General features: G+C 63.1%; 14 protein-coding genes. 1 reads left to right on the forward strand and 13 read right to left on the reverse strand.

What is annotated here, in order from left to right; all coding sequences use genetic code 11:
- Positions 1 to 239: 239 nt before the first annotated feature.
- Together FHS09_RS15600 and FHS09_RS15605 are read right to left on the reverse strand one after the other, a co-directional pair.
- Entirely contained in the window at positions 240 to 710 is a 471-nt protein-coding gene (locus FHS09_RS15600) for a MarR family winged helix-turn-helix transcriptional regulator (RefSeq protein ID WP_183461578.1), read from the reverse strand.
- 22 nt (positions 711 to 732) lie between these two features.
- Complete coding sequence (locus tag FHS09_RS15605) at positions 733 to 1,212, reverse strand: glutathione peroxidase (RefSeq protein WP_183461580.1); 480 nt, start codon at positions 1,210 to 1,212, stop codon at positions 733 to 735.
- A gap of 166 nt (positions 1,213 to 1,378) precedes the next feature.
- Here FHS09_RS15605 and FHS09_RS15610 point away from each other — a divergent pair, with 166 nt between their 5' ends.
- Positions 1,379 to 3,322 (forward strand): cytochrome c/FTR1 family iron permease, encoded by a 1,944-nt coding sequence (locus tag FHS09_RS15610; protein WP_183461582.1) that lies wholly within the window; start codon positions 1,379 to 1,381, stop codon positions 3,320 to 3,322.
- Between the two features lie 222 nt (positions 3,323 to 3,544).
- Here FHS09_RS15610 and FHS09_RS15615 read toward each other — a convergent pair whose 3' ends face one another.
- From FHS09_RS15615 to moaC, 11 genes are all read right to left on the reverse strand, one after another.
- Complete coding sequence (locus FHS09_RS15615; protein ID WP_183461584.1) at positions 3,545 to 4,648, reverse strand: hypothetical protein; 1,104 nt, start codon at positions 4,646 to 4,648, stop codon at positions 3,545 to 3,547.
- Positions 4,648 to 5,352, reverse strand: coding sequence for an OmpA/MotB family protein (locus FHS09_RS15620; RefSeq protein WP_183461586.1), 705 nt, complete (start codon positions 5,350 to 5,352; stop codon positions 4,648 to 4,650). Before FHS09_RS15620 ends, FHS09_RS15615 begins: the two co-directional genes overlap by 1 nt.
- On the reverse strand, positions 5,342 to 6,649 hold the full coding sequence (locus tag FHS09_RS15625) for a MotA/TolQ/ExbB proton channel family protein (protein ID WP_183461589.1): 1,308 nt from the start codon (positions 6,647 to 6,649) through the stop codon (positions 5,342 to 5,344). The genes FHS09_RS15620 and FHS09_RS15625 overlap by 11 nt, the downstream gene beginning before the upstream one ends.
- A 3-nt stretch (positions 6,650 to 6,652) precedes the next feature.
- Positions 6,653 to 7,876, reverse strand: a complete 1,224-nt coding sequence (locus FHS09_RS15630) for a hypothetical protein (protein WP_183461591.1) — start codon at positions 7,874 to 7,876, stop codon at positions 6,653 to 6,655.
- Between the two features lie 144 nt (positions 7,877 to 8,020).
- Positions 8,021 to 8,650, reverse strand: coding sequence for a bactofilin family protein (locus FHS09_RS15635; RefSeq protein ID WP_183461593.1), 630 nt, complete (start codon positions 8,648 to 8,650; stop codon positions 8,021 to 8,023).
- Positions 8,651 to 8,984: 334 nt separating this feature from the next.
- Entirely contained in the window at positions 8,985 to 10,058 is a 1,074-nt protein-coding gene (locus FHS09_RS15640) for an ATP-binding cassette domain-containing protein (RefSeq protein ID WP_183461595.1), read from the reverse strand.
- Positions 10,049 to 10,777 (reverse strand): molybdate ABC transporter permease subunit, encoded by a 729-nt coding sequence (modB, locus tag FHS09_RS15645; RefSeq protein ID WP_221192041.1) that lies wholly within the window; start codon positions 10,775 to 10,777, stop codon positions 10,049 to 10,051. Before modB ends, FHS09_RS15640 begins: the two co-directional genes overlap by 10 nt.
- Positions 10,758 to 11,516 (reverse strand): molybdate ABC transporter substrate-binding protein, encoded by a 759-nt coding sequence (gene modA, locus FHS09_RS15650; RefSeq protein ID WP_183461599.1) that lies wholly within the window; start codon positions 11,514 to 11,516, stop codon positions 10,758 to 10,760. Before modA ends, modB begins: the two co-directional genes overlap by 20 nt.
- Positions 11,501 to 11,965 carry a molybdopterin synthase catalytic subunit MoaE gene (gene moaE, locus FHS09_RS15655; RefSeq protein ID WP_183461601.1) on the reverse strand — a complete coding sequence of 155 codons (465 nt, stop codon included), beginning with the start codon at positions 11,963 to 11,965 and terminating at the stop codon, positions 11,501 to 11,503. The genes modA and moaE overlap by 16 nt, the downstream gene beginning before the upstream one ends.
- A 1-nt stretch (position 11,966) precedes the next feature.
- Positions 11,967 to 12,212, reverse strand: a complete 246-nt coding sequence (gene moaD, locus FHS09_RS15660) for a molybdopterin converting factor subunit 1 (RefSeq protein ID WP_183461603.1) — start codon at positions 12,210 to 12,212, stop codon at positions 11,967 to 11,969.
- The gene (moaC, locus tag FHS09_RS15665; RefSeq protein WP_183461605.1) at positions 12,212 to 12,724 is read right to left on the reverse strand and encodes a cyclic pyranopterin monophosphate synthase MoaC; all 513 of its coding nucleotides are present in this window, start codon (positions 12,722 to 12,724) and stop codon (positions 12,212 to 12,214) included. The genes moaD and moaC overlap by 1 nt, the downstream gene beginning before the upstream one ends.
- Between the last annotated feature and the right edge of the window lie 4 nt (positions 12,725 to 12,728).

A 12,728-nucleotide genomic window follows, 5' to 3' on the forward strand; every position in this document is an offset into this window, starting at 1 on the left:
GTAACGGCTCACCCGAGGGACAATGGGAACCGATATATTCCTGATATTTCCTGTAGGAGCGGCCGTTGGCCGCGACAGTGGCTGATCGCGGCCAACGGCCGCTCCTACGAGGCGGAGTAGTTACGTGTTTTTCATCAGAGTTGCCCGGTAGGCCAGAGATGAGATCATTCTGCGAGCCGGGTGCTACGGGGGTAGGATGTGGCGGGCGGGGGATTTGGATGCAGTTGTCGCCAGGAATATCAGCCGGAGCCCCCCAGCTTTTCCAGGAACTGCCACAGCTGGCGATGCAACTGCTCCACCTCCTGCCGCGACACCGCAGAGGCGTCGAGCTGCTGTTCCACCCAGGCCCGCGCGCGCGGCTCGAGCGCGCGGCCGGCATCGGTGATGGACACCAGCGTCACCCGCTCGTCCCGGGAGGCGCGGCGGCGTTCGAGCAGGCCGCGCTGCTCCATTCGCTTCAGCAGCGGCGTGAGGGTTCCGGAGTCCAGCATCAGGCGCTCGCCCAGGGCGCCGACACTGGTACCGGCATCCCCGCCCTCCTCTGTATCCCGCTCCCACAGCACCAGCAGCACCAGGTACTGGGGATAGGTGATGCCCAGATCCTGCAGCATCGGCTGGTAGGCCCGGGTCACAGCGCGGGAGGCGGCGTAGAGGGCAAAGCAGAGCTGACGGTTGAGCGCCAGCGGACCGCTGTCTTCGCAGAGAGACATCAGAGTATTCTCCGCTGAACAGTCAGAGCAGTTGCTCGATTTCCGACCCCAGCGCCTCCGGCTTGTCCTTCGGAGCAAAACGCTTCACCACCCGGCCCTCGCGGTCGACCAGGAACTTGGTGAAGTTCCACTTGACCCCCTCGGTGCCCAGAATCCCCGGCGCCTCGCGCTTGAGATGGACGAACAGCGGGTGGGCGTCGGGGCCGTTCACTTCCAGCTTGGCGTAGACGGGAAAGCTGACGCCGTAGTTCAGCTCGCAGAACTGCTGGATTTCCTCGTCGCCGCCCGGCTCCTGCTGACCGAACTGGTTGCAGGGGAACCCCAGCACCACCAACCCCCGGTCCTGGTATTCGTTGTACAGCGCCTCCAGCCCCCGGTACTGAGGGGTAAAGCCACACTTGCTGGCGGTGTTGACGATCAGTAGCACCTTGCCCCGCTGCTCCTCCAGGGAGGTGGTACTGCCATCCGCGGCCTGCAGGGGAATGGAATAGAGATCACTCATGGGAGTTTTCCTCAATTGAACACAATAGATTGTGGGAAATTATATTGTGCACAACTCAAATTACAAGCGAGATCCATTAAAGAAGAGGCGGCGCGGGGTTTATTGTGAGAATAATTATCAATAATATTACGTTCAAAATTTTTAATGGAAACGGACACACTCCCCCATGCGCAATCCCGGCCTGTATTTAGCCCGTCTACTGCTCGCGGTATTCCTCGCCGCCACCGCAATCACCGCCCCGGCCCAGGAGGCCGGCCTCAGCGAACAGGAGCTGCGCCAGCTGATGCAGATGGCCGAATACATCGGCGTGGACTACCCGGAAGCGGTGAAGGATGGCGAGATCATCAACAGAGGCGAGTACACGGAGATGGAGGAGTTCGCCCAACTGCTGGTCGACCGCGGCCAGCGGCTGTCCCCTTCGCCGGAGGCCGAGAGCATCCGCGGCGAGGCCAAGGCGCTGCAGGCGGCTATTGCCGGCAAGGCGAGCCTCGCCGAGGTACAGGGCCACACCGCCAAACTGCGCCAGGGGCTGCTGTCCATTTCCCCAGCGTTGTCCCTGCCCCAGTCGCTGCTCAGCCTGGATGAGAGCCGAGCCCTCTACCAGAAGAACTGCGTCGCCTGCCACGGCCCATCCGGCGAGGGCGATGGCCCGCTGGCGGCACAGCTGGAGCCGCCTCCCACCAACTTTCATGAGCGCGAGCGCGCGGAGAACCGGTCCCTGCTCGGCCTCTACGATGCGATCAGCAACGGCATCGACGGGACCGCCATGACTGCGTTCGGCAACCTGACAGACCAGCAGCGCTGGTCCCTGGCGTTCTACGTGGGCGGACTCGCCTTTGCCGGCGCGGAGCCGGCAACGGCCGACACGCAATTGAGCCTGCAGGACCTGGTGATGTACAGCCCCGCAGTGCTGCGCAACGATCGCCCGGAAGTGCCCACCGAATCCGTGGCCGCCCTGCGCGCGGACCCGGCGCCGCTGTTTGTGAAAAAGAGCTCTCGGGATGGAGACCCCATGGAGACCGCGCGCAGCCAGCTGCAAAAAGCCCTGGACGCCTATCGCCAGGGGGATTACGGCAGCGCCCGTACCCTGGCGATCAGTGCCTACCTGGACGGCTTCGAACTGGTTGAAAATACGCTGGACTCCCGCGACGCGAATCTGCGCAGGTCCATCGAGAGCGACCTGCTCGGCCTGCGCGCCCAGCTGAATGCAAACAGCGATCCGCAGCGGGTGGAACAGGCAGTAAGCGCCGTGCTCGAAAAACTGGATCAGGCCCAGGCGCTGCTGGAGGAATCCAACCTGTCCGGTAGCGCGCTGTTTATCGCCAGCCTGATCATCCTGCTGCGCGAGGGACTGGAGGCGCTGCTGGTGGTGATCGCACTGACCACCATCCTGATCAAGACCCAGCGCGGCGATGCCCTGAAATACGTGCACTTCGGCTGGATAGCCGCTTTTATCGCTGGCTTCGCCACCTGGGTGCTCGCGCAGAAAGTGATTACCATCAGCGGAGCGAGCCGCGAGGTGATGGAGGGCGCCGCGGCACTGCTGGCCGCCGCGGTGCTCTTCTATGTGGGCTTCTGGATGCACAGCAAGACCCAGGCCCAGGAGTGGCAGCAATACATTCAGGACAGCATCAACCGCAACCTGACCGCGGGCACCCTGTGGGGCATTGCCGGGTTGGCGTTTATCGCCGTGTATCGGGAAATTTTTGAAACCATCCTGTTCTACCAGTCCCTGCTCACCCAGACCGCCGAGGGGCAGTACAGCGAGCTGTGGGGCGGCATCGCCGCCGGCGCCGCGCTGCTGGCAGTGGTCGGCTGGGCGCTGGTACGTTACTCCGCGCGCCTGCCCATCGGCAAATTCTTCTCCGCAACCACTTTCGTATTGCTGGCCCTGTCATTCGTGCTCGCCGGCAAGGCGATCGCCGCATTGCAGGAAGCCGCCCTGGTAGGCATCACCCCGCTGCCGGTTTCCTTCAGCTTCGACTGGCTGGGGATTTATTCCACCTGGGAGGGCATCGGCCTGCAGGCGGCCATACTGGTGGCCGCGGCCTGGCTGTTGCTCAAAGGTAGGAAATCCGGGGCTTCGTCCCCGGCAAAATCCACCGGCTGAGCCACTGGTGGCCTAAAGCGGTAATGCCGTTCGGTTAAGTGATGGACGTGATGTGAAGATCCTGCTGTCGGGGGCTTTTTGCGGGACCGTATGAGGCATGGATGCCGATTACGAGCGTACAAGGACGTATTTAAGGGGGGCGCCTAGCCCGTGTCCCGCAAAAAGCCCCCGACAGCAGGATCGCCCAGTCTCTTGATTCGTAGTCTTGGCCGCCCCGCCACCTCAGCGCAATTTGAACCCGAGCTCCGACTCTATCTGCGCCCGCGACCACAGACTCCAGCCCGGCACACCCTCCAGGGCGAGGGCCTCGTCCACGACAATTCCCCGGCTCAGGGCCGGCCAGGCCAGCACCGTCGGCGGTACATCTTCCTCGATCGGGTAAAACAGCTCCGGCGGTGGCAGCATCTGCTGCAGGCTGCGCAACAGCGGCTGCCAGGCCATGGGCAAAATCGCCTCCGTCAATTTCCAGGAGGGCGCCGGCGCCTGTGCCGCCTGGGCGACCAGATAGTGATAGCGGGCCCAGGCTGCCTCCAGCAGTACGGTTTCCCCCAAGTGCAGGCAGCCGTCCACCTGGCGCTCGGCACAGAGCAGGCAGATGCCCTCGGGCAGTGCCAGTTGCTCCACATCCCCGGCACTCAGTTGCCAGCCCGGCTCTTCCGACGCACAGCCGCAATTGGGGCAGCTGCCCTCCGCTTCGGCGGCGGGCGCTTGCAGCGGCAGTGCATTGGTCCCCGGCTTCCAATGGCAGGGAGAGGCCGCGAAGTAGCTGTCCCCGTGGCTGCGCACGTGGGCGGGAAAATCAAATTCAGTGGGGGCCGAACCCCGCCCCGCGCTCGCGTCCAGGCAGGTTCTGCAAAAATTGAAGGGCCCCTGCAACTGCGCTTCGTTGAGCGATACCAGGTCCGTAGCCACCCACACGCTGCGCTCTTCGTTCTCCAGGACTCCGCAGCAGGGGAACAGATGCACCTGCGAGAAAAAATCCCGGCGCCTTTCCGGCTCTGTCAGTTCCGGCGCCTCGGCGCCGAAAACCATCACCGGGTGGCCGCGGTAACGCCAGCCCGCGGCGCAGGACTCCAGTTCGCCGAGGCTCACCTGGATGCCGGCGCGCAGCTCCCGCGCCAATGCCTCTCCATCCGCGACCGCCGGCTGGTCGGAGCTGCTTCCGGTTGCGTCCGCGACGTCGTCGATGTTTTCGGCATCCTCCGTTACCAGTTCGGTCACCGCGTCCTCAACGGCGTCGCTCTCGCTGTCTGCGCCGGGCTCAAGCGGGCGCACGCTGTCCGCCGCGCCGCGCAACTTTGCCAACGCCTGTTTCCACAGTGCCACTATAGGGCCTCCTCTAAGATTCGGTGGATCTGCGCTTCCGAGTTGGTTATCACGCGAAAGGCGACCCGCTTGGACTTCTCCGGGTCCTCGCTGCCGTCGGCGCGCAGAACCGGACGGGCGGACGAGTAACCTACCGCGGCCACCAGTGCCAACATGCCGGGAACCTCTTCCGCCGGCACCAGGCTGTGAACAAAACGCAACACCTCCCGCGAGCGGCTCTGGGACAGGCGCAGGTTGTTGAAGTAGTTTTCGCTGCGACTCCCCCCGGTACCCCACTCGGAGCTGGTGTGCCCCTCGATATGAATCGCCCGCACGGAATCCAGATAGGGATTCAGCGCGGCCAGGTAGCGCGGGAAAAAGTTTTCCATCACCTTCTGGGCATCTGCGTTCATCTCCGCGGCGCCGGTCTGGAACATGGCGTCGGAGTTGTTGAAGGAAATGGTCAGGCTGTCCTTGTCGATGGCGGCTCCCCAGTGCGGCAGGTCGCCTTCAAATTCCCTCACCAGTGTCTGGTAAATCGCCAGCTGGTTGTCGCGATAGGACTGGGCCAGCGCGCGGATTTTTTCCCGCTCCTCCATCATTGAGCGCATCATCACTATGGAGATGCACAAAAAAACCATCATCAGCCCGGCCATCAGGTCCGAGACGCTGAGCCACTCGCCCTCTTCACTCGGGCGCAGCCGCGAAGAGAGGCTAGCCGGCATATTCCAGGTCCCGCTGTTGTATCCGCCGCATCTGCGCCACCAACTGGCGATAATCCCGGGTAAACTGCCCGCTGATGGTGGCCAGGGACTCGCCCATGGCGGCGAGCACCTGTTCCACCTGCTCCGCCATCACCCTGTCCATTTGTTCGTACTGGCGGCGGATGGAGATATCCGTATCCTGCAATTCCTTGCGGATCACCTCGGTGAGGACCTGCAGCATTTCCCGGTGGGTAGTGGCGATCATCTGCGCCAGCTCCCGCATCGACTCCCGGTGTGCCTGCGCGGAGGTTCCCACCAGTTTCTGCAGAGCCTCGGGGTCCAGCTCCTGAAGATTTTCCAGCGCCGCAGACAAATACTGGAAGCGCTCTGCCAATGCGTCACCCTGGCTCTCCAGCTGCGCGTTGATCGCCGAGAGGTTCTCGTCCACCCGGTGCTGCGCGGCCGCGACGCCCTGCGACAGCTGCTCAATGACCGGTGGCAGCTGCGGCGCCAGTTCCGACAGCTGCCGCACCGACTCGTGCTGCGCATCCAGCAGTTGGTTCAGCTGCGCCGCCTGCTGCCCCTGCCGCTCCAACAGCTCGTCCAGCCCGCGGTACATATGCGGCAGCTCGGCTATTTTTTCATATACCTGTGCGAGCACGGCCTGCTGGTCGACCAGTTGTCGCTGGCTCTCCTCGCAATGCTGGCTCCAGGATTCCACCCGCGCGGCATGTGCGCGGTACTCCGCCGCGGCGGCGTTCAGCGCGGGTTCCATTTCGGAAAGCTGTGCGCAAAAACCCTGCAGGTTGTCCCCGAACTGCGCCTGCAGGCCCTGGTTAAACTGAGTCACCACCTGTTCCAACTGCGCAACCAGCTCCACTGCGGATCGCTGGGCAAAATTATCCAGTGAGTCGCGCAGTACCAGCAGGTTCCGATTCAGGTCGTCGATAGTGGCAGTGTCATGAACCGGGTCCGACGGCAGCCTCAGCATACGGCTGAAAACCCGCAACAGCAGCGACAGCGCCAGCCCAATGACACTGGTGATAAAGGCTGTTTTCAGCCCTTCCATAAGGTCCGCGATGCTGCGGTCGATATCCTCCAGGGAGAACTCGTAGAGGCCGATAATAATGCCGAGAAATGTGCCGAGAATGCCCAGGGAGGTGAGAAAGCCGGGCCCCTGCTCCACGAAATCCCGCCCGCGGCCCGAGAAGCGCAACAGCAGTGCGAGGGAGAAAATCGACAGCATCAGCAGGATAAACCCCTCGGTGACCACCGCGGGGGTTAGCGACAAAAACATCTGGTGTAATAATCCCGACATCCACTATGCCTCAGAGAATTTCTTTAAGATAAATTCGTGATAGAAGGCTCCACTCGGCAGCTTGCCGTGGCCCTGGCCCACCAGTTGCAGGCGCGGCAGGGCGCGGATAATTTCCGCCAGGTTGTTGAAATGGGCCCGCTCTTCCCCGGGGGGGAACTCCTTCACCAGCACCCGTTCGTCCACCTGCACCTCGAAAACCGCGGGCTTCTGCGGCAACCGCTCCCGCTTGCAAAACACCATGTGCAACAGCCCACCGGCCTTCAGCTTCGACACCAGCAGTTCACTCAGTACCGACGCCTCATCAGGGCTGTAAAAGCCAATAATGTCCCAGGCCAGAATCGCATCGCACTCTGCAAGCCCGGAAAACTTGCCAAAAGCCGCGCGTGTCGCCGAGCAGCCGTCCTCGCCGCGCTGCTTGTGCCATTGAATGGCCGCGTGCATATCCAGCACGAACAGCTCGCCCACCTGTTTCTGCAACGCGTCCACATTGCGCCCGCTCCTGGGCCCGCAATCCATCACCCTGCTGATCGGTGACCTGCGCGCCGCCCCCATTGCCGTCGACAGGCCGGACAGCGACAGCGCCTCGCCAGCTTCCGCCGCGGTAAAATAAGTCGACACATCCGAAGCCCCGCCCGGGCGGACTTTTCCCCGGGAATCGTTGCCGTCAAATTCAAAAATATGTTCGATAAGATCCTTGCGCATTCCCTGGCGCTGCAACAGTGAATTGCTCAGGCTGAAGCGCCCCAGGCTCTGCGTCAGGGCCACGGTTGAGTGGCGCTGGCAGGGAATCCGGGGGTAATGCGGGGCCTCGGCCGTTTCGTAGGTGAAATCCTGCAGCAGGCGGAATCTCGCGGGTCCCTGCGGCGCGGTGCCCGTGTATATCATCGCGTGCAGCAGAGTGCCGGGTTTCAGGTTCGGCTGGAGCAGTTCGATCAGATGCTCGATCAGCTCGGTGCTCATAAAGTTGAGCAGGTCCCAGCAGAGCACGACGTCAAATTTTATTCGCGAGGGCTTGGCCACCAAGTGGTCTTGCAGGGCGCCTTTGAGATCCGGGTTCTGTTGATTCTCCGCAAAGAATTCGATCAGGTCCTCAATGTAGCAGGGACAGTTCATCTGCAGGAATGCCTGGGTAGTCCCCACTGCCAGAGACCCCAAATCCAGTATGCGAAATCCCGGCTGAATAATTTCCCGGCTGAGCGCCGCCAAGCCGAAAGAGTGATGCTGCATGCAATACTTCCCGAAACACCACAAGGAAAAATCGCGGCCGCGTCATGCCAACCGGCACCACTTGACCGCGGTTTAGCAGGAAACGGGTTCACAAGATGGAACGCAGTCGTTGTGAAACCGCTTCTGACACTTTTTGCGGTACGATCAGTCGCTGGTCACCAGCTCAGCCGGGCTGTCGGAGGTTTCGGTAGCGGCGCTCTTGGCTGAGAAAAGGCCGCTGCTCTTGGCCGAGCTGCCCTTCCCTGCCTTCTTCTTGCCATCGATCTCATTGTCCCGCGGCGGCAAATTGGGATGTACCAGCTTCTCTTTGAAATCGCTGGTGCGCTCTTTCATTTCCGCATCGGTATCCACCATATCCATGGAGCCGCGGAACTTACCGCCGTCGTCCAGTTGGATGCGCGGCGCTATCAGGTTGCCCTTGACCACTGCCGTGCGGCGGATTTCAATCAGCTCTTCTGCCAGAGCATCGCCGGTGAGGGCGCCTTCCACAGTAATGTTCTTCGCGTGAATATTGGCATTCAGCTCACCACCGGCACCCACGGAGAGATTATGTCCCTCCATGATTACTGTGCCCTCGACAGTACCCTCGATATGCAGGCTCTCGTTACCGATCAGTTCACCGCGGAACTTGATGTTTTTTCCAATTACAGACTTTTCAGCCTCTTCGCTCATCCGCGGGCCGCGCTGGGGGGCGGAGCTACTTTGGTCGATAAATCCATCCAGAAAGCTATTGGAGCTCTCTTCCTTCGGCTTTGCCTGCTCTTCATTTGCCATGTTGTACTTACTCCTTAGAGTTGGGATAGCTGGTTGGTTGCCCCGTTTGTCATACATCGCACAAAGTTCCGGGCAGAATTCCACTCGCCGTCTGCGCAGCGATGTAGGCGCATGATTATACGGACGACAAGTCACGGGCACTTGTCGCGAGAGTCATTTTTTTGGGTGCCAGTATCGGGTTTTTGTTTGCTGTGTGATAAAGGTCACATTTTTTTGGGTAACCATTTTTGGGCATGAAAAGATTTGCAAGCGCCGGGCCATGTCGTGGATGGATTCACAGCGTATCCCGCAAAAAATCTCGGTAGCAGGGCGCGGGTCTTAACTTAGATTGGATTCAGAGTCCCAACGGCGCACAGGCCTTGAACTGGGCGAAATAGTTTTTTCCCGCTTTGAGCGCCAGGCGTTCACAGGAAATGCCGGAGATATCCGCACAAAACTGTGCCTCTCCAACCGACAGAAGGAGACGCACCCGGCCGTCGCCGGCGACCTCCAGGTTATCGAGGCGCACCGGCAGGCAGTTGAGCGCACTGGAGAGCCCCGGGTGCGCCACAGACAGGCTGATGTCCCCGGCCGCCAGCAGGAAATGCACCGCCTGCCCCACCCGGTAATTATTCGCCGCCCGGTCGGCGTAGAGGCTGTGGCCCTCCAGCGACAGGCGCAGCAGCCCCGCGCGCTGCTCTGTCACCCGCGCGTCGATGCGGCTGTACTCCGGCATTTTCTCGTCGGCCAGCCGCGCTGCCACCTGGGGAGTAGGCAGCGGGCCGCGCAAGTGGCCGCACTCCATCCACAGGCAGCTGTCGGCGAGCAGCTGGATTTCCTCCACACTGTGGCTGGCCCAGACAACCAGCGCCTGGTGCCGCTGCCAGAAATCCCACAACTGCGGCAGCAACCGCAGGCGCAGGGGCCTGTCCACCGCCGACAGCGCCTCATCGCACAGCTGGAGCGCCGGATTGCTGAACAGCTGGCGCAGCAGCGCGACCCGCTGCGCTTCTCCCCCGGACAGGCTCTCCACCGGCTTGTCGAGCAGATCCGTCGCGCCGAATCCGGCCAGCAGCTGCTGCCGCTCCGCCGGCGGCAGCGGTCTGCGGCTGTGGCGGTGCACCAGCGCCAGGTTTTCCGCCACACTGGTTCCTGCAAACAGGCGGCAGTCCTGGAAACCCACACAGGCGTCGCGCCGGTGAGCCGCCAGCCTCCGGTTCCCGGACTGCCAGCAAATGCCGCTCCAGTGGATATCGCCGCTACACCCGCGAAGGCCCGCCAGCGCCTGCAGCAGAGTGCTCTTGCCCGCGCCGGAGGGGCCGCTGAGCCCCACGATGCCCCGTGCGGGCAGGTCCAGGTCCCAGGGAGCCCCCGGATTCAGCGGGGTGACCAGCTTCCGCGCGCGCAGCCCTTCCCCATTTATTTCCATACCGCCCCCTGCACCGCGGCTTCACCGGTATGGCGCCCGGCAGCCGCACCGCCGCGCGCCGAAGCCAGCCAGCGGGCGGCGAGCAACAGCGTAGTAGACAGCCCGAACAGCAGCAGTGCCAGGCGGTGCGCGGCGCCGTACTCCAGTGCCTCCACATGGTGGTAGAGGGCGATGGAGACCAGTTGGGTTTCCCCCGGAATGGAACCGCCGATCATCAGCACCACGCCGAATTCCCCCAGGGTGTGGGCGAAGGTCAGCGCGCAGGCGCTGATCACCGCCGGGCGGCAGGCGGGCAGCACCACGTGAAGCAACGCCGCGGCCGGGGGCACTCCCAATGTGGCCGCGGCGTGGGACAACCTCTGCCCTCCCTGGAAGAAAGCGCCCAGCAGCGGCTGCACCATAAACGGCAGCGAATAAATCACCGAGGCCACCACCAGACCGGAAAAGGAAAATACCAGTGGCCCGCCCACTACCTTGGCCAGCAACCGGCCAGCGGGGAAATTCGGGGAGAATAACAACAGCAGGTAAAAACCCAGCACCGTGGGCGGCAGCACCAGCGGCAGGGTGACCAGCACCTCCAGCAGGTGCCGCCAGCGACTGCGCCACCGGCTCAACCACCAGGCCAGCGGCACTCCCAGCAGCAGCAACAGCACAGTGGTGATGGCGGACAAGCGCAAAGTCAACGCCACTGCCTCGAGGTCACCGGGAGCCACGGTCAATTCCCCGTCCGTAGCCCAGTTGCACCAACCTGCGCTGGACCGCCGGGCTGCGCAAATAGGAGGAAAGCGACTCGGCCATGGCCCGGCGGCGGCTGGAAGCCGGAATTGCCAGTTGGTGTTCGATGGGCGGATACCAGTTCTCCGGCAGCAGCCAGTAATCCCCGCCGCGACCGGCGGCGCGCAACTGGCTGGCCGCGACAAAGCCGATGCCGCCGTGCCCGGATTCCAGCAATAGATAAGCCTGCCCCGCGTTGGCGGCGCGCGCCAGGCGCGGGCGCAATTGCGACCAGAGCCCAAGGTGGCTCAATGCCTCCCGCGCCGCCGCGCCAAAAGGCGCGAGTTCGGGATCGGCGATTACGACCCTGCCCCGCCAGCGCCGCAAAGTATCGGCGGACAGCGCGGCGCCCCCCGGCGCCCACAACGCCAGCAGGCCGCGAGCATAGCTTGCGCGGCTGCCCGGCACCAGCAGCCCCTGCCGCTCCAGCAGTTCGGGGCGCAGCCGGTCGGCGGAGAGAAAGAGATCGTAGGGAGCACCGTGCACAAGCTGTTGGTAGAGGACTCCGGAACTCCCGCTGCTCAGCTGCACCCCGCAGTCGTGACGGCGTTGGAATTCCGGCAGCAGCGATTCCAGCGCCGGCCGAAAACTCGCCGCGACCGCGACCCGCAGGCGGCACTCCGCGGCGGGCGCGGGAAACGGCAGGCAGAGTATCAACAGCAACGCGGTCAGTCGGTACGCCATTTTTCCAACTCGCGCCTGTCACTCCGCCGCGCCGCCACCCAGCGTTCCCCGGCCGCGCCGGATTCCAGCTTCCAGAAAGGGGCTTCCGTCTTGAGGCGGTCGACTATATAGTGGCAGGCCGCGAATGCCGCCTGGCGATGGGGACTGGTGACGCCCACAAACAGGATATCCTCCCCCACTGCCAGGGGACCGGTGCGGTGCAACAGCCGCACCCGCCCCAGTTGCCAGCGGCTGCGGGCACCGGCCACTATCCGCCGCAGGCTTTCTTCCGTCATGCCCGGGTAGTGCTCCAGCGTCAGCCCGCTGACGTCGGCGCCGGCGTTGTAGTCGCGCACCGAACCCGCAAACACGGCGCAGGCACCGTCAGAGGTATTCGCCGACCTGAGCGCTGCGTACTCGACTGGCACCGCAAAGGGTGCCCCGCACACTTTGATGTAATCCAATTTCACCCTAGCCTCCGGTTACCGGTGGGAAGAAAGCGACTTCATCGCCGTCGCGCACCGGTGTTGAAGACGCGGCTATCTCCCGATTGACCGCCGCCTGAATATCCGCGGATTGCAGGGCAGCCCGCCAGTCCGGAAACAGGGTGCACAATTGCGCGCGCACCTCTTCCACACTGCCAGAAAATCCATGCAGTCGGTGTTCGGCGGTGCCGAGTTCGGCCCGCAGGCGGGCGAAAAACAGAACCTGAATCACTATTCATCTCTCCTTATTGAGCCCGCCTCGTTCGCGTCTTCGCGGCGCCACTCCCCGCGCTTGCCGCCGCTTTTTTTAAGCAGGCGCGTGGGACCTATGCACATGGCCGGGTCCACTGCCTTGCACATGTCGTAGATGGTGAGCGCCGCCGCCATCGCCGCGGTCAGCGCCTCCATCTCCACGCCGGTTCTGCCCGCCAGGCGGCAGTAGCTTTCCATCCGCACCCTGTTCTCATTGGGCAGAAGCTCAAACTGCACCTCCACTTTTGTGAGTGCGAGTGGGTGACACAGAGGAATCAGTTCCGCGGTTTTTTTTGCCGCCTGAATGCCGGCGATGCGGGCCACCGCCAGGGCGTCGCCTTTGCGGTGGCTGCCGTCCACCAGCAGTGCAAAAGCTTCGGCGCTCATGCTGACGGCGCTCTCGGCGCGGGCGCTGCGATCGGTCACGGCTTTGTCCATCACGTCCAGCATATTTGCTTCGCCGCGGGAATTGAGGTGAGTCAATTTACCCATCGGC

It is taken from the genome of Microbulbifer rhizosphaerae (genome assembly GCF_014191725.1).
In the GTDB taxonomy this organism is placed as follows: Bacteria; Pseudomonadota; Gammaproteobacteria; order Pseudomonadales; family Cellvibrionaceae; genus Microbulbifer; species Microbulbifer rhizosphaerae.